This window comes from Hydrogenophaga taeniospiralis (genome assembly GCF_020510445.1).
Taxonomy (GTDB): domain Bacteria; phylum Pseudomonadota; class Gammaproteobacteria; order Burkholderiales; family Burkholderiaceae_C; genus Hydrogenophaga.
On record NZ_JAHBAG010000001.1, the window covers coordinates 734707 to 753881 of the forward strand.

Here is a 19175-nt window from a genome sequence, read left to right on the forward strand (position 1 = left end):
TTGTCTTTCATCATTTGACGCCCCGTTCCACATCGATTCCCAAGCTTCTCAAAGCTACTGCCGCCTCGTCCGAAGCCACGCGCTCCCAAGAGCGATAGTGACACCCCTCGGTGTGGCGCAACGCGGCCAACGTCCGCAGTTGCGCGATTTCTTCTGCACCGCCCCAGCGACCCAGAACCTGAATCGCGACCACGCGGTGCCCCCACCACTTGCTCTGCAGCGCATTGGCCACCTGTTCAAGCGCTGCTGCGTCAGGCGGCTTGGCCCCAAGCGCGCGCAGCGCCTCGACCTCTTGCGCGAGACGGTTGGCACCCGGCACCGCCAGCGCCTCTTTGATTCGCGAACGGCGCGCACGACGGCATACCAGGCAGCGTTTGGCTTGGCTGTCTATTGGAGCCTGTACCTCTTCGTACCACCACTTCTGCTGCTTCGCCGTCCATACCTCTTCGGTGGAGCAATCGACGCAAACGAAAGCCTTGTCCACATAGAACGCGGGGAAAACACAGCTGTTGTTCAGGACACTCAAAAGCTGTGTATCGGCCATCACCAGGCCAGGCACATGCCCCTCTCGGCCCAAAGACATTGATTTCAACTGCGTCTGAGCACGCTGCGCGCGTGCCAGTCGAAGTTGCTTGATTTCCACACGTCGCTGTTTGCTGCTCTTCATCTCACATCCCCTCAAGATGGCGTCCCTGCGGCACCACCTACCCTTCCACACACAGCACCTGCTCGAGAACATACACACCCTCACCAAGTCCTCCTGCGCCTCCATCCACCCAGCGCTTGGTTTTCACTCGATGCCAAACGTCTTCAGGTGGAAGTCCATGGTTTGCCGCAATGAAGCATCCAACTGCGTGCGCTGGGCTGACCACAGCGCCGCCAGAAGCGTCGTTTGCGCGGCGTTGGGGCCGTGGCGACACGCACAGCTCTCAACTGGCCATGCCTTCAGTGCGCCGACCAGCGCCGGCCCCATGCCCAGTTGAATGCCCAGGGGCCACACCAGGAGCAAGCACTGCAGGCTGTCCCATGCAGCGTACAAGCGCCGCATGGACAGCAAGGCACGCACCGCTTCAGGGGTTTGTTCATGCTGTACAGACGCCACCAGTTCGTCCACCGTGGGCGCCCAGACACCGCGATGGGCCTTGGCGAATAACAGCCTGCGCACCTTGGGCGATGGGTCGGCATACGCCTGCTTCAACCAGCGGGTTTTCTCGTCATGCGAGCCGTTCGCCAAGCGAACAGACAGCGCGTCGCGTCGCAACCGTGCCGACTCGGTGGTGAGCCAAGGCTCGCTGACGGCAAGAGCGCTGCTGACATCCGCTTCCGCAAGGAACTGCATGGCCGTGCTGCGCTTGCGCGCAGGCAACAGCGCATCACCGGCCACGGCCACCGCATTGGCCACCTCACGCTCTGTACCTCCGTTCGAACGCAACCAGCGCAAGCACCACCAACGCACATGGGGGCTCACATCCAGACAGGCGCGACGAACCACGAGGTCGGTTGCCTCGTCGGGCTGCTCCACCGCCCAGCGCACACCCTCGCAGCGCACAGGTGCACAAGGGGACTGGCAGGCGGCTTCGTACAGACGCCGCCGCGCCGCCGGCGAGGTCAACCCCTCTACCCGCGACAACGCCTGCGTCGCCAGGACCACGTCGTCACCGAACAAGGCCTGTTCGAGCAACCTGACGCGCTCGCTCTCGTCCTGCGCAGCCCGCCATGCCAGGTCAAGCACATACCGCCGCCCGTGAAGCCCTGCGGATCGCGACGCCTCGATCACCTGTGAAAGGTGCTCGCTGCGGCTCAGGAAACCCGCGATCTCGTTGAGCATGGCTGTGTGGTTGGTCCGACGCGTGCGCTCAAGCGCCACCACCGCGTCGATGGAGGCCATCCAGTCCGGCAGGAACTCAGGGCGCATCAGGGAGCGCACCGCCTCTCCGGCGGCAATGCGCACCTGGGGCACCCAGTCGTTGAGCCGCACCAGCAGTACCGGCAAGGTGCCGCGCTGCGGCCGAGACGCCAGGGCCTTGACCGCAGACTCGCGCACAAACCCACTGTCGGAGCACACCCCCAAAGGGTCTTCAAGGTCGTCGTAGACCTCACCGAACAGTTGCTTCAAAAATTCGTCCATGCTCCGCCCCCTGATCTACCTTCCATGCGTCACCCCTTCACACACAACACCTGCTTGAGCGTGTACACCACCTCCACCAGGTCCTTCTGCGCTTCCATCACCGCGTCGATGTTCTTGTAGGCCATCGGGATCTCGTCGATCACGGCTTCGTCCTTGCGGCACTCCACGCCCTCGGTGGCCTTGATCTGGTCTTCCACCGTGAACAGCTTCTTGGCCTTGGTGCGGCTCATCACGCGGCCCGCGCCGTGGCTGCAGCTCTCGAAGCTCTCCGGGTTTCCAAGCCCGCGCACGATGTAGCTGCGCGCACCCATGCTCCCCGGGATGATGCCCAGCTCGCCCTTCTTCGCGCTCACCGCGCCCTTGCGCGTCACGAACACCTCTTCACCGAAGTGCGTTTCCTTCTGCACGTAGTTGTGGTGGCAGTTCACCGCCTCGACGTGCGTCTCGAAAGGCTTGGTGATGACTTGACGCACGGTGGCGACCAGGTTCTTCATCATCACCTCGCGGTTCAGGCGCGCGAACTTCTGCGCCCAGCCCACGCCACGCACGTAGTCGCCGAAGTACTGCGAGCCTTCCTCGAAGTACGCCAGATCCTGGTCCGGCAGGTGGACGTTGTTGCGCTCGGCGTCCTTCTTCGCCAGCTCGATGAAGGTGGTGCCGATGGCATTCCCCACGCCACGCGAACCCGAGTGCAGCATGAACCACACAGCGCCCGACTCGTCGAGGCAGACCTCGATGAAGTGGTTGCCCGTCCCGAGGGTTCCCAGGTGCTTGTGGTTGTTGGTGTTCTTCAGGCGCGGGTACTGCTCGCAGATCGCGTCGAACTCGTCCTTGAGCGTCGCCCAGGCCTGGTCCACCAGCGAAGGCGGATTTTCCCAAGCGCCTTCGTCACGGGTCCACCCCTTGGGGGAACGTCCGTGCGGCACGGCCTTCTCGATCGCGGCGCGCAACGGCCCCAGGTTGTCGGGCAGGTCTTCCGCGCGCAGCGTGGTCTTGCAGGCCATCATTCCACAGCCGATGTCCACACCGACCGCAGCCGGGATGATGGCCTTGAAGGTCGGCACCACCGAGCCCACGGTCGCGCCGATGCCCAGGTGCACGTCGGGCATCGCCGCGATGTGCTTGAACACGATGGGCAGGCGCGCGGTATTGGCCAGTTGCTTTTTCGCTTCGTCTTCGACCGGAACGCCGCGGGTCCACATCTTGATGGGCACGCCGCCTTCGGGTTGTTCGGTGTTGTAGTTCACTTCGTTTCTCTCTCTGTCTATTTGTCTGTTTGATGGATCGTTGCAGCTTGTGCGTTCATGCTTGCTGCATGAAGTGCGAAGGTCCTCAGCTCCTCGTCACCTCGCAGGTTTCGCAGAAACGCTTCTATCAAGGCTTGAACCTGCTCGGGACGCTCCAAGTAACAGCCATCGTCAGCAAGGCTGTCCAGAGCGGCCATCTGCACGTCGCGCCAAGGCGAACTCAGCATGTCGCAAAGCACATTCCACATGGCATCGCGCCACTCAGGGAGGTGTTTGGCGCTCCAAAAGCTGGGCCAAGCGTCAAACCAGTTGAAGCAAGCAAACCCGAGCCTCTTCTTGCCACTTTCAGTTTGTTGCGCATCACCCATCCGCGGTCCGATGCAGTCCCGCCAAAGAGCGGGCAGCGCCTTCATCATCCGCATCGCTTCCGCAAGCGGTACTGACCGGTCGTTCACCATGTGTGAAACATCGCTGACACCGTTGCTCATCACGTAGTTCAGCCCCAACCCCACCTGTTCGTCGCTGTACGGCTCCAGGTCGGTAGCCGAATTGGCAAACAGCACGGTCTGGATGTGAACCCATTGCAATGGCATTGCTTCGAAATTGGGCTCGTCCATATTCCAGAACCACTCCGCTTCGTTGTCTGCGGGTACCGGACGGTCGAACAGGTAGCGCAGGGCACTCGCATAGAGCGCCGGGTCCAGGCCCACGGACTCGCAGGTCACGGCGCCGGTCTTGCGAGCCGGGCTTCTTTCGCGAGCTGTGGGCTTCTTCTTCGTGGTGTTCATCACATTCTTCTTTTCTTCAATGGTGGACGCGACGGGATTCGAACCCGCATCAATGTGGCAACCATGGTTTTGAGTCCGATGGCCTCGTTGGCGATTGGAAACGCGCGCCAGTGACAGACCCGTCATCGGAGCCAGCACCTGCATCCTCAACCTTGCTCGCCAACCAGCTTGCCTGCCACACCTGGTGTTACCCAGCCTGCCGGCATGTTCAATCATTTTTGGCAGTGGCGCTCCCTTCTGTGCCAGCGCGCCCTTGATCCTTCTTCGTTGTTTCAACGCAGTTTCACGAGACCGTTCAACACCTGGTCCAGGCCGCCGAACACCGAGATCTTGTCGATGCGTTCGGCCACACGTTCCAGCGTTTCCAGCTCCTTCATGCGCAGCGCCACGGGGTTGTCTTCCATCACCTTCGCGGTGTTGAGCAGCGAGCGGGTCGCAGCCGTTTCTTCTCGGCGGCGGATCACGTTGGCCTGGGCCAGTTTCTCTGCCTGCACCACCTGGGTCAGGATGGTCTTCATCTCGCCGGGCAACACGATGTCTTTCACACCCACGCTCTCCAGGGCGATACCGTACGGCATCAACTTGGGCAGCACGTAGGCGCTCACCACGTCGTCGATCACTGTCTTGTTCTCCAGCAGCTCATCGAGCGTGCGGGTGCCCACGGCGGCGCGCAGCGCAAACTGCAGCTCGCGGTACAGATGTTCCGCGGGCTTTTGCAACTGGGCAAAGGCGCGCTGCACGTCGGTGTAGCGGTAGGTGGCGCTCAGGTTCAGGCGCAGGCTCACCTTGTCGCGGGTCATGATGTCCTGGCCCGACACTTCCACCGCCTGCAGCCGCAGGTCCACCAGTTCCACCGCGATGCTGCGGCCGTACTTCCAGAAGGCGTACGCGCCCGCTGCCAGCAGCCTGTCAACCTTGCCGTCGATGCTCAGCAACGCGCTCATGCCCTCGGGCACCTGCACCTGCAATACACCCTCCAGGCCCGTCACGGCGCGTTGGCGCAGCTGGGTCTGGGTCAGGCGCGCCACCAGGGCGGCCGGCAGCTCGGCACCGGCTTGCAGATCGATCACCTGCACGGTCACATCCACCAGGCCTTTCCAGAACAGGCGGCGCGTACCGGGCGGCAGGATTTCCACCAGCACACCGTTGTCGCTGCGCAGGCCAACTTCTTGCTCAGACAGTTCCACACGCACGAACTCGGCCGCCACCACCTCAGGTTCCTGGGCCATCAGGTAGTCGGCCATGGCGTGGCGAAAGGCGGGCTGGTCCAGTGCAAAGGTTTCAACGCGCAACCGATCCAGGCCGGTGAACAGCCAGTGGGTGCCGCTGCGCAGCACGCGCTCGAAGTCGCCGTTGCGCAGCAGCAAGGCGCGTTCGTTTTTCTTCACCGTGATGCGTTCGATCTTCATCATTTTGTTTTCCTCACTTCACTTCGGTTCGCCGTTTCGGCTTCTTGCAATAGGGGTGCCGTTACAGCGATGACGGGGCACCAGGGGGCACAACCGCGGGCCTTGCAGTGCGCCTTGGTTGCTGCCACTTGCTGGGCGGCAGCGGGCTGGCTGCGGGCGCGGGCTGTGCCCGGGTCTGGCACATACCGCCACCGACTGACGGGGTGTGGGCTTGGGGTTGCAGCGCAACCGGTGGTCCCTCGCCCCGCGTTCGGCGGGTGGTCTTTCGACCGCTTCTTCTTTACAGGCTCCAGCCTTTCGACCGGAGCAAATGGACAGGAGTCGAACCTGCGACACGTCTTTTTCAAGACTGCTCTACCAAACTGAGCTACCAGTGGTGGCAAGCCGGGAGTCGAACCCGACACGCCCTTGCGGGTTGGTCACCACGACCTTGCCGAACCAGACGTTCGCGCCGTGCGGCATGCAGGGCATCGACAGAACCTCCACGGTTCCGGACTTCCTGCACCGGCAGGGCGGACCTTCGTCCCAACCCTGGCCTGTAAGCGTTCGACACTGCCGTCCGGTGCTTTCCTTATTGCCAGATGCATGCCAACCTGGGCCTACTCAATGAAATTTCAAACAATCCTTTGATTTCAAAAGACTTTTTTTCATATTGTTCTATCGTCATTCGTTTGAACACCTAGTAAGTTATATTTTTGGCTAGCAAACTAGATTCATAGCCATGCTCCAAAAAACCGTCGTCATCGGATTCCTCGGCACCCAGCTCGACAGCGGGCGCGGCGCGGGTCGCTGGGAGAAGTGGCGCCCCACGGTCTCGCTGGTCCAGCACGAGGACATGCAGGTGCACCGGCTGGAGCTGCTCTACACCCGGCAGCACGAAGCCTTGGCGCAGCTGATCCAACAGGACATCGGTACCGCCTCGCCCGACACGGCGGTGCGCCTCGTGCCGCTGGCGATGGCCGACCCCTGGGACTTCGGTGAGGTCTATGGCGCGCTCTACGACTGGGTGAAGCAGTACCCCTTCCAGCCCGAGAAGGAGCGCTACTGGACGCACATCACCACCGGCACGCACGTGGCGCAGATCTGCATGTTTCTGCTGACCGAATCGCGGCTGATTCCGGGCGTCCTGCTGCAGACCTCACCGCCCAGGAAGCAGACGAGCGCCAACCCCGGCAGCTACGCGCTGATCGACCTCGACCTCTCGCGCTACGACGGGCTGGCGCAGCGTTTTGATCAGGCGCAGCGCGACGCGCTGGATTTCCTCAAGAGTGGTATCGCCACGCGCAACGCCGATTTCAACGCGCTGATCGAAGAGATCGAGCGGGTGGCCCTGCGCTCGAAGGCGCCGATCCTGCTGACCGGGCCGACGGGTGCGGGCAAGTCGCACCTGGCACGGCGCATGTTCGAGCTGAAGAAATCGCGCCACCGGGTCGCGGGCGATTTCGTGGAGGTGAACTGCGCCACGCTGCAGGGCGAGGGCGCGGCGTCCACGCTGTTTGGCCACAAGAAGGGCGCCTTCACCGGCGCGGTGAGCGAGCGCGCGGGCCTGCTGCGCACGGCGCACGAGGGCGTGCTGTTCCTCGACGAAATCGGCGAGCTGGGCCTGGACGAACAGGCCATGTTGCTCAAGGCGGTGGAAGAAAAGCGCTTCTACCCGGTGGGCAGCGACCGCGAGGTGAGCAGCGACTTCCAGCTGATCGCAGGCACCAACCGCGACCTGCGTGTGGACGTGCTCGAAGGCCGCTTTCGCGAAGACCTCTACGCGCGCATCAACCTCTGGTCGTACACGCTGCCGGGTCTGGCGCAGCGGCCCGAAGACATCGAACCCAATGTGGACCACCTGGTGACGCGCTGCGCCGCCGAGCTGGGGCGCGCGGTGCGCTTCAACGCCGAGGCCAAGGCGCTGTATCTGCGCTTCGCGCAGTCGCCCGAGGCCTTGTGGAGCGGCAACTTCCGCGACCTCGCCGCGAGCGTGACGCGGCTGTGCACGCTGGCCGAGGGCGGGCGCATCGCGGTGCCGCTGGTCGAGGCGGAGCTGCAACGCCTGCGCTGGCTCTGGCAGATGAACCAGGCGCCCGACGACGTGGCCCGCCTGGCCGACGACGCCGTCGAGCTGGCCGACCTGCTGCAGCCCGACGCGCTGGACCGGCTCGATCTGTTCGACCGGCTGCAGCTCGCGGCCGTGGTGCGCGTGTGCCGCGCCTCGCGCACGCTCTCGGAAGCCGGGCGCACGCTCTTCGACCGCTCGCGCACCCAGCGCTCGGTCGTCAACGACGCGGACCGCCTGCGCAAGTACCTGCAGAAACACGGCCTGCGCTGGGAGCGGGTGTCGCGCTGAGCCAGCGGCCTATACCCGATCCTGGCGATTCGCGCTGAGCGCCCGCCGTTCAAGGCGAAGCCGCGCCGTCTTCTGCGCGACAGGCAGCAGACATTGCTGCACTGCGACAAGATCGCCCGTCCGCCCACGCCGTGTGGGCGCCATCCCAAAACGGAAAACACCATGAGCGACCTGTCGCAACCCACCCACGCCCCCGTCCTGCTCGACAAACTGCAATGGCGCTACGCCACCAAGAAGATGGACGCGGCCAAGGCCGTGCCGCAAGACAAGGTGGACCGCATCGTCGAAGCCGCGCGCCTGGCGCCCACCTCCAGCGGCCTGCAGCCCTACGAGATCATCGTCGTCACGAGCAAGGCCGTGCGCGAACAGATCCAGCCCATCGCCTGGAACCAGGCGCAGATCACCGACGGCTCGCACCTGCTCGTGTTCGCCGCCTGGGACAACTACACGCCCGAGCGCATCAACCACATGTTCGACCTGACCAACGAACAACGGGGCTTCACCAACGAGGGCTGGGAGAACTACCGCCAGATGCTGCTCAAGACCTACCCGCAGCGCGACGCCGAAGTGAACTTCCAGCACGCCGCACGCCAGGCCTACATCGGCCTGGGCGCCGCGCTGATCGCCGCCGCCTTTGAAGAGGTGGACAGCACGCCGATGGAAGGCTTCGACCCGGCCAAGCTCGACGAGATCCTCAAGCTGCGCGAACGCGGCCTGCGCAGCGTCGCAATCCTGCCGCTGGGCTACCGCGCCGACGAAGGCGACTGGCTGGTGAACCTGAAGAAGGTGCGCCGCCCGCTGGCGCAGTTCGTGAGCGAAATGAAATGATGTGACGCGGTGGCTGGCTAGGGGCGGACGGCGCCGGACGCTGTTCCCCGATGCGGGAAACGCGCTGCCAGCCATTGGCGCCACACGAGGGAAAGCTTGTACCAAACTGCTTCAGCTGACGAGAGAGCAGGTTTGGTCAGCGAGACGCGCTTGTGTTGTGTTGATAGTGGCTTTTTTGCCCGCCTGACCCAACAAAAAAGTACACTGCGCCAAACCAGTTGACTGGACAAAGATCCAGTTGGTATAGTGCTACCAAGCTACCACCGGGAGACCCAATGCGCAGTGAACCAGCCGCACCGACGGACGCACCCAGCCCATCACGACAAATGGGTACATCAACCTCCGATGATGTTGTACAGATGAGTTTTCGTCTTCCCAGAGCCCGGTGGAAGCGCCTCAGAGAACTCAGTCTTGATGAACGCGCAAGTGTTCAATCCATCATCGTCGCAGCCCTTGAGGCAGAGTTCGCGCGACGCGGAATTACCTTCTAACCGATCAACAGAACATGAAACAAGAACAGAACGGTGTGATTGATGCCGCAGCCGACCTCACGCGATTCGTCGCGAACCGAAAATTCAAAACCATCTTGGCCGATCCACCATGGCAGTTTCAGAACAGAACGGGAAAGGTAGCGCCTGAGCACAAACGACTCAACCGCTACGGCACGATGACTCTCGAAGACATCAAGGCCTTGCCTGTTGAAAGCGCTGCAGCGGATACATCGCACCTTTACCTCTGGGTGCCGAATGCACTGCTTCCAGAAGGCCTCGCAGTCATGGCAGCTTGGGGTTTCAACTACAAATCAAACATCGTTTGGCACAAGCTGCGCAAGGATGGAGGAAGTGATGGCCGGGGCGTAGGCTTCTATTTTCGAAACGTCACTGAACTGTTGCTGTTTGGCGTTCGTGGCAAGGGTGCTAGAACACTGGCCCCGGGCCGCACCCAGGTGAATTACATGGGCACTCGCAAACGCGAGCATTCGCGCAAGCCAGACGAGCAGTACAACCTGATCACCGACTGCAGCCCCGGGCCATTTCTTGAAATGTTTGCTCGTGGAGAACGTCCCGGATGGGCAATTTGGGGAAATCAAGCGGATGAAACGTATATCCCGACTTGGGCCACCTACAGCAACCACTCTCGAAAACACCTCGAAAACTCGCTGTTTGGCTCCCTGGATTGAATCTAAGGGAAAGTAGCGGCGTCAGTATCAGGGGCCTCAAGCGGGCCTGCATCATCCAGTTGATCGACAGGCGCCGCATCGAACTGCACAATAGAAGCGGGCAACCCAATCAGCAAGAGCGGACATGGGTTGCCCACGCCGCGCTCGACACGGTGCATCAACTTTGCCCAGTGCGTAGTAGCCGCTCCATACTTATTTGAAACGAAGTTGTCGACCCAGGCGCTGGCGAAGTCGATGGGGTCTCGAAGGCGATTGACTCTTCGTTCGATGTTTCCGCGTTGTTTCGGTGTCGGAATGACGCCAGCTTCTGCGAGGGTTTCAAAGTCCTTGATTCCCCTTTCAATTGCGAACCGCATCACCAGTTCATACATCTGATCCTGAAGAGTGGAGCCGCGGGTGATCAGCATGCCGACCGATATCGCACCCTCGGCATGCAGCCGTTTGAAATTCTCCAGATCGCGGTCGAAGAATGGATCCTTATTGTTCCATTCAATTTCGCCTGCGATCACGCCTGCCTGATATCTCTTGACATGGTCCACTTCGTGAGAAGTGGATTCTTTCGGGACACCGTCGATAGTTTTTCCAATTTGGAAATTGTGCTTGCGCCAATTCAGAGCTGCGAGGCCTTTGCGCAGCCGCTGAGTAAATCTGGTTTCGCCGCCACCTGAGCCAATGATTTCTGTGATGGGCAGGTCCATCTCGCTCAGCACCTGCTCAATCTCCGCACTCGCATCCGGAAAGTCATGAGCCAGTATGGCTGCGGCATGAGACACGTACATTACTTCAAAGCCTCGATCAATCAGCGATTGAAATGGCTTGGCGGTGGTCTTGCGACTTGGAGCTTTTGGCATGGACTGTTCGGGAGTGGGGCGGTACTCAAGCATACAAGAGTCATTTTCTGACTCTGCCGCGATCTTGGTGAACCAGATCGTATGGGGGCAACAAGTTGCTTTTCCATACGGCCCAAGTGCTGGCATTGCCTTTTACCTGAAGAACATTCAGATGTCGTCCCGCTACGTGGGTGGAGTTTCAAGCCTATAGGGTGCAGGATAGCCGCTTACACGACCACGATGATCGCCATGAAGCCATGGCAGCAGGACCACCACCGGACGGTGGCCCGAAGCGATCAAGGCCACGCGCAACCTGTTCGAATTGCGCACGGATGGCGCCAAATGGAAGGACTCGAGACTTATCACCGCCATCGGGCACCTCCGCCGTAAACGAAGGCGCACCCTTCCAGGCCCTCGCCCGATCTGCGATCTGAATACCGCCTCACCAGCCCCGCCACCGCTCAAACCCCAAGGTAACGCCCCGGCCGGTGGTTGAGCGCGAGGATGGCGCCGATGGCGACGGCGCCCACCACCGATTGCGCCACGCGCACGGGCGGCACCACCATCAGGGCCGCGAGCACGACCACCAGATCCACCCCCATCTGCACCTTGCCTGCGCTCAGGCCTTTGGCCTGTTGCAGCCATTGCGCCAGGATGTTGACGCCGCCCACGCTGGCCTGGTGGCGCAGCAGGGCGAGCAGGCCGAAGCCGATCAGGAAGCCGCCGAGCACCGAGGCGACCCAGGGGTTGAGCAGCTCGAAGCGCACCACTTTGGGCGCCAGCGTGGTGCAGGCGGACACCAGCGCGACGGCGCCGAAGCTTTTGAAGGTGAACGCCGGGCCGAGCCGGTACCACGAGAGCACGAAGAACGGCAGGCTGAACAGGAAGAAGAACAGGCCGAAGGCGAGACCGCTGGCGTAGCTGGCCAGGAAGGCCACGCCCGCCACGCCGCCGGTGAGCAGGCCGGCGTGGCCGAACATGGTCATGCCCAGGGCGACGAACAGCGAGCCGGCGACGAGGGCGTGGGCGTCGTCAAGCCAGGAGTGGGTGTGGGGGGCGGGAGCGGAAACGGGTTGGGGGGTGGGAGCGGTGGGGTCCATGGCGGGGGAACAAGCACGAGGCGTGCCGTACCAACGGGGTTCGAAAGCGCGGAGGCCCAAGGCGTTCCGCCCCCGGCCGACTCCCCCAGGTTGGGGATGTTGGGGGCCCCTCGCGCGCCTACAGTTCCACAGCGGCTTCCCCGCCGGGGAAGGCTTTCACGGCGGAGGGACCATGGACATCACCGACATGATTCGTGCCATCCAGCAAGCTCTGGGGGTGCAGGCGGACGGCCGGGCGGGGCCGGAAACCTGGGGCGCCATTTACGCGGCGCTGGTCAAGAAGAAGGTCGACGGCCAAGCCCCGCAAGCGGCCATTTCCCCGGTAGACGCGCGCAGCGAATCGCAGATCGCCACGCTGCTGCCCGAGGTGCAGCCGATGGCGCGGGCGCTGGTGCAGAAGGCCGCGGCCAGCGGCATCCAGATCAAGGTGATCAGCGGCACGCGCTCGTTTGCCGAGCAGGACGCCCTGTTCGCCAAGGGCCGCACGGCGCCGGGCCCCAAGGTGACCAACGCGCGCGGCGGCCACTCGAACCACAACTTCGGCATCGCGTTCGACATCGGGGTGTTCAGCGGCAACAAGTACCTGCCCGAGTCGCCCAAGTACAAGGCGGTCGGCGTGCTGGGCATGGAGCTGGGCCTGGAGTGGGGCGGCAACTGGAGCACCATCGTCGACCAGCCCCACTACCAGCTGCGCCCGGCGTGGGCGCAGGGCTTGTCGGAACGCGAGATGCTCGCAAGCCTGCGCGACCACCTGGCCCGGGGCACGGCCGTGTTCGCATAAGGCGGGGCGCGCCAGCGGCGCGGCACGCGCCTCCCAGGGTGATCGCACGCACGTTCTAAGATACCGGGCTTTACCCAACCGCCAGAGCCCGGGCTCCGGCGCGACAACACCATGCCCCACACCGCCCCCGCCTGCCCGCAATGCGGCCTTGAAAACACCTACACCGACGGCGAGAACTTCGTCTGCCCCGACTGCGCCTTTGAATGGCCGGTGGCCGAGGCCGCCGCCAGCGACGACGAGGCCGGTGGCGGCGTGGTGAAAGACGCCAACGGCAACCCGCTGGCCGATGGCGACTCGGTGATCCTGATCAAGGACCTGAAAGTCAAGGGCTCGTCGAGCGTGCTCAAGAAAGGCAGCAAGATCAAGGGCATCCGCCTGGTGGATGGCGCCGACGGCCACAACGTGGACTGCAAGACCGAACTGGGCAGCATGCTGCTGAAGTCGGAGTTCCTGAAGAAGGCCTGAGCGGCTTTCGCCACGCTCGCCCATGTCCCGCATCGCCGTCATCGACTTCGAGACCACCGGCATCTCGCCCGGCATGGGCGACCGCGCCACCGAGGTGGCCATCGTGCTCACCGAGCGCGGCCGGGTGGTGGACCGGTTCCAGAGCCTGATGAACGCGGGCGTGCGCATTCCGTCCTTCATCACCCAGCTCACCGGCATCACCAACGCCATGGTGGCCAGCGCGCCGCCGGCCGAGCGTGTGATGGCCGAGGCGGCGCGGTTCGTCGGCGAAGTGCCCATGGTGGCGCACAACGCCTCGTTCGACCGCCGCTACTGGGTGGCCGAGCTCGCGCGCGCCGGGCTGCCCGCGCGCCAGCCCTTTGCCTGCACGGTGCTGCTCTCGCGCCGGCTCTACCCCGAGGCGCCGAGCCACAAGCTGGGCACGCTGGTGGACCATTTCCAGCTGCCGCGCACCGGACAGGCACACCGCGCCCTGGCCGACGCCGAAATGGCCCACGAACTGCTGGGCCGCATCCAGCACGATCTGCGCGCGCGCCACGGCGTGGCCGAGCCCGACCACGCGTTCCTGATGGCGCTGCAGGCCTGCACGCGCGCGGCCTTGCCGAAGTTTTTTCGGGCGCGTGCAACCTGAATTGAACACCCCCGCCGCGCTTCGCGCGTCCCCCTCAAGGGGGCGGCACTGGCCGTCCGGCATAGCCGGCCCGGCTGTGCCCTGGGCTAGACTGTTTCATGCGCCTCGTCCTGCCCTGCCTCGCCCTGACCGCCACCTTGTTGATCGCCGGCTGCGGCAGCGCGCCGCCGACCCGCGGGCCGGTCTACCGCTCGCTCTCGGACGAGCAGTCGAGCGACATCGCCATCCACGCGCTGGGCCTGGTGGGCACGCCCTACCGCTACGGCGGCAACACGCCGGAGGGCGGCTTCGACTGCAGCGGCCTGATCGGCTATGTGTACAAGAGCCGCGCCGGCGTCGCCCCGCCGCGCACGGTGGCCCAGCTGTCGGGCTTCGGCCAGCCGGTGGACGCGGATGAGCTGCGCACCGGCGACCTGGTGATCTTTGGCAGCGGCCGGCCGTTCCACGCCGGCATCTACGTGGGCGAGGACCGCTTCGTGCACGCGCCGTCCACCGGCGGTACGGTGCGGCTGGACCACCTGAACAGCCGCTACTGGGCGCGCCAGAGCACCGCCTTCCGCCGCCCCTGAAACCGGTCGCGCGACAATACCGGGCTATGACCCACGCCCACCGCACCTCCGCCCCGCTGTCCACCCACGACACCACCCGCATCGACGACCTGCGCATCGGCGCGGTGCGCCCGCTCATCACGCCCGCGCTGCTGCAAGAGTGGCTGCCCACGCCGCCCGAGGCGCTGGCGCTGGTGGAGCGCAGCCGCTCCGCGCTCTCGCGCGTGCTGCACGGGCAGGACGGCCGGCTCATCGTGGTGGTGGGGCCGTGCTCCATCCACGACCACGACCAGGCGCTGGCCTATGCGCGCCTGCTCAAGGCCCAGGCCGACGCGCTGGCCGACGACCTGCTGGTGGTCATGCGGGTGTATTTCGAGAAGCCGCGCACCACCGTGGGCTGGAAAGGCTACATCAACGACCCGCACCTGGACGGCAGCTTCGCCATCAACGAAGGGCTGGAGCTGGCGCGCCAGCTGCTGCTGGACGTGCTGGCCATCGGTCTGCCCGTGGGCACCGAGTTCCTCGATCTGCTCTCGCCGCAGTTCATCTCCGATCTGGTGAGCTGGGGCGCCATCGGCGCGCGCACCACCGAAAGCCAGAGCCACCGCCAGCTCGCCAGCGGCCTGTCGTGTCCGGTGGGTTTCAAGAACGGCACCGACGGCGGCATCAAGGTGGCGAGCGACGCCATCCAGGCGGCGCAGGCATCACACGCCTTCATGGGCATGACCAAGATGGGCCAGGCGGCGATCTTCGAGACGCGCGGCAACGCCGACTGCCACGTGATCCTGCGCGGTGGCAAGGCGCCCAACTACAGCGCGGCCGACGTGGACGCCGCCTGCGCCCTGCTCAAGGCCGCCGGCCTGCGCGAGCAGGTGATGACCGACGTGTCGCACGCCAACAGCAGCAAGCAACACCGCAAGCAGATCGAGGTGGCGGCCGACGTGGCGCGGCAGATCGCGGCTGGCGACGCGCGCATCACCGGCGTGATGATCGAGAGCCACCTGCACGAAGGCCGGCAGGACATCGTGCCCGGCCAGCCGCTGCAGCACGGCGTGAGCGTGACCGACGCCTGCATCAGCTTCGAGCAGACCGTGCCGGTGCTGCAGGGCCTGGCCGAAGCGGTACGGGCGCGGCGGGCGCTGCACCAGGGCTCATGAGGGGCTGAAGCCGCCGGGGCGGGCCGGTGCCGCCCGGTGTCAAGCTCGACAGGGGATGGCGCAGCGCTCACGGGCGAGGTGGATAGAGTGGCGGCGGGCCCGGCCGGGCCGCTATCTATCCACCTGACAGGAGCGTTGAATGTCCCAGTTCGATTTGAAGGGCCGCAAGGCCCTGGTCACCGGCGGTGCCCGGGGCCTGGGCGCCGGCATGGCGCAGGCCCTGGCCGAGGCGGGCGCCGCGGTGATGATCGGCGACGTGCTGGAAGCGCAGGGCCGGGAGACCGCCCGCGCCATCCAAGCCACCGGTGCCCAGGCCGCGTTCATTCATCTGGACGTGAGCGACGAGGCCCACTGGCTGGCCGCCGTGAGCGCCACGCACGCGGCGTTCGGGGGCTTTGACATCCTGGTCAACAACGCTGGCGTCGAGGTCACCGCCCTGGTGAGCGAGATCGACCCCGATGCGCTGCGCCGCATGCTCGACGTGAACATCGTCGGCACCGCGCTCGGCATGAAACACGCGTTTCGCGCCATGCGCCCGGGTGGCCTGGTCGGGCAGGGCGGCGTGGTGGTCAACGTGTCGTCGGTGGCGGCCACCATCGCGTTCCCCGCCATCGCGGGCTATTCGGCCACCAAGTCCGCCGTGGACCGGCTCACTCGGGTGGGCGCCATGGAGGCCGGAAAACTGGGCTATGGGGTGCGCGTGAACTGCATCTACCCCGGCCTCGTGCCCACCGACATGGGCATGAAGCTCGCGAGCGACGTGGTGAGCGCCGGGCTGTTCGAATCGCCCGATGCGGCCGTGCTGGCCATCGTGGCGCAGACCCCGCTGGGCCGCCTGGGCACGGTGAGCGACATGGCCGACGCGGTGGTCTTCCTGTGCTCCGATGCCTCGCGCTTCATCACGGGCGCGGGTCTGCCGGTGGACGGCGGCATGGGCATGTGAGGCCGGGCCGGGCGCGGGCCCGGCCGGTGGCCCCGGTGCTCAGCGAGGCTTGCGCGGCACCATCGGGCCGCGGCCCTCGATGTGGCGGAAATTGATCCGGCCCTTGGTCAGGTCGTAGGGCGAGAGTTCCAGAGAAACCCGGTCACCCGCGAGGATGCGGATGTGGTTCTTCTTCATCTTGCCGGCGGAGTAGGCAATCAGCTGGTGACCGTTGTCCAGCGTCACGCGAAAGCGCGTGTCGGGCAGCACCTCGTTGACGATGCCCATCATGTCGATCAGTTCTTCCTTGGCCATGTGAGGCTCCTTTGCTTCAAATACAGATCTGGGGAGACGGCAGCATCGTGGCCGAGGCGACCGGGCGCACGCCAGCGCGCAACGCGTCGTTCACCCAGTCGATGCCTTGCGCCACGGCGTAGTGCGCCGCTGCGTCGTGTGTGGGGAAATCATCGTGGAAGCGCATGACACGGTCGGTACAGGCGCTGCCCGAGCCGCTGGCGATGGACACCTGGGCGGCGAAACGGCCGCACGGCAGCGGCCGGGGGCAAGCCGCGATGCGGTACTTGCCCAGAGTCAGAGGAGACAGTCTCTTCGTTGTTGTGGTCGTGGAAATCGTATGAATCATCAAAAACATCAAAGGGCGAAACGCCGCAGCCTCATGGACCGCACAGCAGGAAAACGCCCGAAATACACATTGGCAGCCCCAAGCGCCGGGGTGCCCGACTGAATCACCCGGCGCCGGCCCGGTGTCGGGAACACCAGCCAGAACCGGAGCACGAGCCACGGCAGGGGCATCGGCAACAGCAGGGAGAACATTTGCGGCAGCGCCGACCCAGGAGGGGGCGGAGGCTGACGCGGCTCGCGATGGAGGGGCTGGACCGACAACCCCTCTGCCGGGGGTGGTGCATCCGGGCAACAAAGCCAGAACGCGGTCGGTCGCCTAAGGCGAACCCGTTAATGTACCACGATGTGGAAAAACGTGCGCGCGGGAAGCATCGCCAGCGCGTCCCCGCCGGACCGCCTGCTCGCCTCAATCATCCCCCACATCCCGCCCCTTGCTGCTGCGCCAGATCGCGCGCACCAGCCACAGGCCGCCCACGAAGGCGCTGGCGAAGCCGATGAAGCCGAAGGCGGGCAGGCCGAACAGGGTGGGGCCGCCTTTGACGGTCATGACGATGGACGAGCCGATGATGAGCGCGGCGATCACCAGGGCCATGGTGAGGCGGTTGGCGGCGCGGTCGATCTGGTCGCCCACGCGCTTGAGGTGCGCGAGTTCGATGCCCACGTGCACCCGGCCGCGGCGCGCGTTGCGCAGCAGGCGCGAGACGTCGTGCGGCAGCTGTTCGGCCACCGCGAGCGCGCGGCGCAGGGTCTGCCAGGCGCGGTTGGCCACCACCTTGGGCTGGTAGCGCGCGCGCAGCACCTGGCGCAGCATGGGCAGGGCTTCGGTGGTCATGTGAAAGGCCGGGTCGAGGCTGCGGCCCATGCCCTCGAGCGTGATGAAGGCCTTGATGAGCAGGGCCATGTCGGTGGGCAGGCCCAGGTGGTGTTCGCGCAGGATGGTGGTGACGTCGGCCAGCATCTGGCCCAGGTTGAGCTGGGCCAGCGGGGTGCCGTGGTACTGGTCGACGAAGGTTTCGATCTCGGTTTCGAGCAGCGAGAGGTTGACGCCGTGTTCGTCGCCGGTCCAGTCGAGCAGCACGTCGGCCACGGTCTGGGGGTTGCGCTCGACCAGGCCGAGCAGCAGGTTGAGCAGTTCCTCGCGGCGGCGCTGCGAGAGGCGCCCGACCATGCCGAAGTCGATGAAGGCGATGCGGTTGCCTTCCAGGTAGAACACGTTGCCGGGGTGCGGGTCGGCGTGGAAGAAGCCGTCCTGCACGATCATCTTGAGCACGGCCTGTGCGCCGCGCCGGGCCAGCAGGTTGCGGTCGTAGCCGTTGCTGTCGAGCAAGGCGACCTGGTTGCCGGGCACGCCGCCCACGTGGTCCTGCACGTTGACCCGCTCTTTGGTGTGGGCCCAGTGCACCCTGGGCACCACGATCCAGGGCAGGCTGGCCAGGTTGGTGGCGATGCGTTCGGCGCTGCGGCACTCGCTGGCCAGGTCCAGCTCGCGCCTGAGCGAGCGCGCGAGCTCGCGCACCAGCTGCTGCGGGCGGTAGGGTTTGAGCGCGGGCAGCTCGGCCTCGGCCAGCACGGCCAGGCGCGCGAGCAGGCGCAGGTCGGCCTCGATGGTGTCGGTGATGCCGGGGCGGCGGATCTTGACGACGACTTCGGTGCCATCGTGCAGCTGGGCGCGGTGCACCTGCGCGATCGACGCGGCGGCCAGCGGCTCCACGTCGAAGCGGGCAAAAACCACCTCGGGCTCGTCGCCCAGGTCTTCGCGCAGCTGGGGGCGCAGATCGTCCAGCGGCACGGCCGGCACCTGGCTGTGCAGCTTTTCGAATTCGGCGATCCAGTCCGGGCCGAACAGGTCGGCGCGGCCGGCCAGGATCTGGCCGAGCTTGACGAAGGTGGGGCCGAGTTCTTCCAGCGCCAGGCGCACCTGCACCGGGGGCTCCAGCCGCGCGAGGTCGGCGGCGTGGTTCCATTTCAGGGCGTGGCCGGCGCGCTCCAGCCGGTCGGCCAGGCCGAGGCGGCGCACGCTGTCGCCAAAGCCATGGCGGATGAGCACGCCCAGGATGGTGTTGAGGCGGCCCATGTCGCGGGCGGCGCCCAGGGTTTCGATCAGCATGGGGCCATCATAGACAGGCCGGGGCCTGCCGGGCTGACAGGCGTGACACGGCAGCGGGCGCCACGGCCCATGGC

At 65.1% G+C, this 19175-nt stretch carries 20 protein-coding genes and 1 tRNA gene; 9 read left to right on the top strand and 12 right to left on the bottom strand.

Annotated features, from left to right (window positions below; genetic code table 11):
- Positions 1 to 10: 10 nt before the first annotated feature.
- The 6 genes from KIH07_RS03545 to KIH07_RS03570 form a co-directional block, all read right to left on the bottom strand.
- The gene (locus KIH07_RS03545) at positions 11 to 667 is read right to left on the bottom strand and encodes a zinc-ribbon domain-containing protein (RefSeq protein ID WP_226490652.1); all 657 of its coding nucleotides are present in this window, start codon (positions 665 to 667) and stop codon (positions 11 to 13) included.
- A gap of 123 nt (positions 668 to 790) precedes the next feature.
- Positions 791 to 2128, bottom strand: coding sequence for a hypothetical protein (locus KIH07_RS03550; protein WP_226490653.1), 1338 nt, complete (start codon positions 2126 to 2128; stop codon positions 791 to 793).
- Positions 2129 to 2157: 29 nt separating this feature from the next.
- Entirely contained in the window at positions 2158 to 3330 is a 1173-nt protein-coding gene (locus tag KIH07_RS03555; RefSeq protein WP_226494614.1) for an RtcB family protein, read from the bottom strand.
- Positions 3331 to 3392: 62 nt separating this feature from the next.
- Entirely contained in the window at positions 3393 to 4163 is a 771-nt protein-coding gene (locus KIH07_RS03560; RefSeq protein ID WP_226490654.1) for a hypothetical protein, read from the bottom strand.
- A 272-nt stretch (positions 4164 to 4435) separates the two neighbouring features.
- Positions 4436 to 5575, bottom strand: a complete 1140-nt coding sequence (locus KIH07_RS03565; RefSeq protein ID WP_226490655.1) for a slipin family protein — start codon at positions 5573 to 5575, stop codon at positions 4436 to 4438.
- 305 nt (positions 5576 to 5880) lie between these two features.
- Positions 5881 to 5944: transfer RNA gene (locus tag KIH07_RS03570), tRNA-OTHER, on the bottom strand.
- A 349-nt stretch (positions 5945 to 6293) separates the two neighbouring features.
- On the opposite strand from KIH07_RS03570, the gene rtcR reads away from it, so the two are divergent.
- The 3 genes from rtcR (at position 6294) to KIH07_RS03585 (ending at position 9918) form a co-directional block, all read left to right on the top strand.
- Complete coding sequence (gene rtcR, locus KIH07_RS03575; protein WP_226490656.1) at positions 6294 to 7910, top strand: RNA repair transcriptional activator RtcR; 1617 nt, start codon at positions 6294 to 6296, stop codon at positions 7908 to 7910.
- Between the two features lie 162 nt (positions 7911 to 8072).
- The gene (locus KIH07_RS03580) at positions 8073 to 8738 is read left to right on the top strand and encodes a nitroreductase family protein (RefSeq protein ID WP_226490657.1); all 666 of its coding nucleotides are present in this window, start codon (positions 8073 to 8075) and stop codon (positions 8736 to 8738) included.
- A 505-nt stretch (positions 8739 to 9243) separates the two neighbouring features.
- Positions 9244 to 9918: an MT-A70 family methyltransferase gene (locus KIH07_RS03585; protein WP_226490658.1), complete on the top strand. Its 675-nt coding sequence runs from the start codon at positions 9244 to 9246 to the stop codon at positions 9916 to 9918.
- Between the two features lie 2 nt (positions 9919 to 9920).
- On the opposite strand, the gene KIH07_RS03590 is transcribed toward KIH07_RS03585, so the two are convergent.
- Positions 9921 to 10802 carry a BglII/BstYI family type II restriction endonuclease gene (locus tag KIH07_RS03590; protein WP_226490659.1) on the bottom strand — a complete coding sequence of 294 codons (882 nt, stop codon included), beginning with the start codon at positions 10800 to 10802 and terminating at the stop codon, positions 9921 to 9923.
- Positions 10803 to 11209: 407 nt separating this feature from the next.
- Complete coding sequence (locus KIH07_RS03595; protein ID WP_226490660.1) at positions 11210 to 11848, bottom strand: YitT family protein; 639 nt, start codon at positions 11846 to 11848, stop codon at positions 11210 to 11212.
- A gap of 172 nt (positions 11849 to 12020) precedes the next feature.
- Between KIH07_RS03595 and KIH07_RS03600 the strand changes: the two genes are divergently transcribed.
- From KIH07_RS03600 to KIH07_RS03625, 6 genes are all read left to right on the top strand, one after another.
- A complete protein-coding gene (locus KIH07_RS03600; protein WP_226490661.1) occupies positions 12021 to 12629 on the top strand; it encodes a D-alanyl-D-alanine carboxypeptidase family protein in 609 nt (202 codons plus the stop codon).
- A 111-nt stretch (positions 12630 to 12740) separates the two neighbouring features.
- Positions 12741 to 13094, top strand: a complete 354-nt coding sequence (locus KIH07_RS03605; protein ID WP_226490662.1) for a zinc ribbon domain-containing protein YjdM — start codon at positions 12741 to 12743, stop codon at positions 13092 to 13094.
- Between the two features lie 22 nt (positions 13095 to 13116).
- The gene (locus KIH07_RS03610; protein ID WP_226490663.1) at positions 13117 to 13725 is read left to right on the top strand and encodes a PolC-type DNA polymerase III; all 609 of its coding nucleotides are present in this window, start codon (positions 13117 to 13119) and stop codon (positions 13723 to 13725) included.
- A gap of 98 nt (positions 13726 to 13823) precedes the next feature.
- Entirely contained in the window at positions 13824 to 14294 is a 471-nt protein-coding gene (locus KIH07_RS03615) for a C40 family peptidase (protein ID WP_226490664.1), read from the top strand.
- A 26-nt stretch (positions 14295 to 14320) separates the two neighbouring features.
- Positions 14321 to 15430, top strand: a complete 1110-nt coding sequence (locus KIH07_RS03620) for a 3-deoxy-7-phosphoheptulonate synthase (RefSeq protein ID WP_226490665.1) — start codon at positions 14321 to 14323, stop codon at positions 15428 to 15430.
- 139 nt (positions 15431 to 15569) lie between these two features.
- Positions 15570 to 16373: an SDR family NAD(P)-dependent oxidoreductase gene (locus tag KIH07_RS03625; protein ID WP_226490666.1), complete on the top strand. Its 804-nt coding sequence runs from the start codon at positions 15570 to 15572 to the stop codon at positions 16371 to 16373.
- A 39-nt stretch (positions 16374 to 16412) separates the two neighbouring features.
- On the opposite strand, the gene infA is transcribed toward KIH07_RS03625, so the two are convergent.
- The 4 genes from infA to KIH07_RS03645 form a co-directional block, all read right to left on the bottom strand.
- The gene (gene infA, locus KIH07_RS03630) at positions 16413 to 16667 is read right to left on the bottom strand and encodes a translation initiation factor IF-1 (RefSeq protein ID WP_056265133.1); all 255 of its coding nucleotides are present in this window, start codon (positions 16665 to 16667) and stop codon (positions 16413 to 16415) included.
- Between the two features lie 16 nt (positions 16668 to 16683).
- A complete protein-coding gene (locus KIH07_RS03635; protein WP_226490667.1) occupies positions 16684 to 16995 on the bottom strand; it encodes a hypothetical protein in 312 nt (103 codons plus the stop codon).
- A gap of 8 nt (positions 16996 to 17003) precedes the next feature.
- On the bottom strand, positions 17004 to 17186 hold the full coding sequence (locus KIH07_RS03640; RefSeq protein ID WP_226490668.1) for a hypothetical protein: 183 nt from the start codon (positions 17184 to 17186) through the stop codon (positions 17004 to 17006).
- 214 nt (positions 17187 to 17400) lie between these two features.
- Entirely contained in the window at positions 17401 to 19101 is a 1701-nt protein-coding gene (locus tag KIH07_RS03645; RefSeq protein WP_226490669.1) for an ABC1 kinase family protein, read from the bottom strand.
- Positions 19102 to 19175: the final 74 nt, after the last annotated feature.

Excerpts from the sequence above, each read along its gene's own strand:
- KIH07_RS03545 (WP_226490652.1), bottom strand. The coding sequence starts at position 667 with ATGAAGAGCAGCAAACAGCGACGTGTGGAAATCAAGCAACTTCGACTG.
- KIH07_RS03550 (WP_226490653.1), bottom strand. The coding sequence starts at position 2,128 with ATGGACGAATTTTTGAAGCAACTGTTCGGTGAGGTCTACGACGACCTT.
- KIH07_RS03555 (WP_226494614.1), bottom strand. The coding sequence starts at position 3,330 with ATGTGGACCCGCGGCGTTCCGGTCGAAGACGAAGCGAAAAAGCAACTG.
- KIH07_RS03560 (WP_226490654.1), bottom strand. The coding sequence starts at position 4,163 with ATGAACACCACGAAGAAGAAGCCCACAGCTCGCGAAAGAAGCCCGGCT.
- KIH07_RS03565 (WP_226490655.1), bottom strand. The coding sequence starts at position 5,575 with ATGATGAAGATCGAACGCATCACGGTGAAGAAAAACGAACGCGCCTTG.
- rtcR (WP_226490656.1), top strand. The coding sequence starts at position 6,294 with ATGCTCCAAAAAACCGTCGTCATCGGATTCCTCGGCACCCAGCTCGAC.
- KIH07_RS03580 (WP_226490657.1), top strand. The coding sequence starts at position 8,073 with ATGAGCGACCTGTCGCAACCCACCCACGCCCCCGTCCTGCTCGACAAA.
- KIH07_RS03585 (WP_226490658.1), top strand. The coding sequence starts at position 9,244 with ATGAAACAAGAACAGAACGGTGTGATTGATGCCGCAGCCGACCTCACG.
- KIH07_RS03590 (WP_226490659.1), bottom strand. The coding sequence starts at position 10,802 with ATGCTTGAGTACCGCCCCACTCCCGAACAGTCCATGCCAAAAGCTCCA.
- KIH07_RS03595 (WP_226490660.1), bottom strand. The coding sequence starts at position 11,848 with ATGGACCCCACCGCTCCCACCCCCCAACCCGTTTCCGCTCCCGCCCCC.
- KIH07_RS03600 (WP_226490661.1), top strand. The coding sequence starts at position 12,021 with ATGGACATCACCGACATGATTCGTGCCATCCAGCAAGCTCTGGGGGTG.
- KIH07_RS03605 (WP_226490662.1), top strand. The coding sequence starts at position 12,741 with ATGCCCCACACCGCCCCCGCCTGCCCGCAATGCGGCCTTGAAAACACC.
- KIH07_RS03610 (WP_226490663.1), top strand. The coding sequence starts at position 13,117 with ATGTCCCGCATCGCCGTCATCGACTTCGAGACCACCGGCATCTCGCCC.
- KIH07_RS03615 (WP_226490664.1), top strand. The coding sequence starts at position 13,824 with ATGCGCCTCGTCCTGCCCTGCCTCGCCCTGACCGCCACCTTGTTGATC.
- KIH07_RS03620 (WP_226490665.1), top strand. The coding sequence starts at position 14,321 with ATGACCCACGCCCACCGCACCTCCGCCCCGCTGTCCACCCACGACACC.
- KIH07_RS03625 (WP_226490666.1), top strand. The coding sequence starts at position 15,570 with ATGTCCCAGTTCGATTTGAAGGGCCGCAAGGCCCTGGTCACCGGCGGT.
- infA (WP_056265133.1), bottom strand. The coding sequence starts at position 16,667 with ATGGCCAAGGAAGAACTGATCGACATGATGGGCATCGTCAACGAGGTG.
- KIH07_RS03635 (WP_226490667.1), bottom strand. The coding sequence starts at position 16,995 with ATGATTCATACGATTTCCACGACCACAACAACGAAGAGACTGTCTCCT.
- KIH07_RS03640 (WP_226490668.1), bottom strand. The coding sequence starts at position 17,186 with ATGTTCTCCCTGCTGTTGCCGATGCCCCTGCCGTGGCTCGTGCTCCGG.
- KIH07_RS03645 (WP_226490669.1), bottom strand. The coding sequence starts at position 19,101 with ATGCTGATCGAAACCCTGGGCGCCGCCCGCGACATGGGCCGCCTCAAC.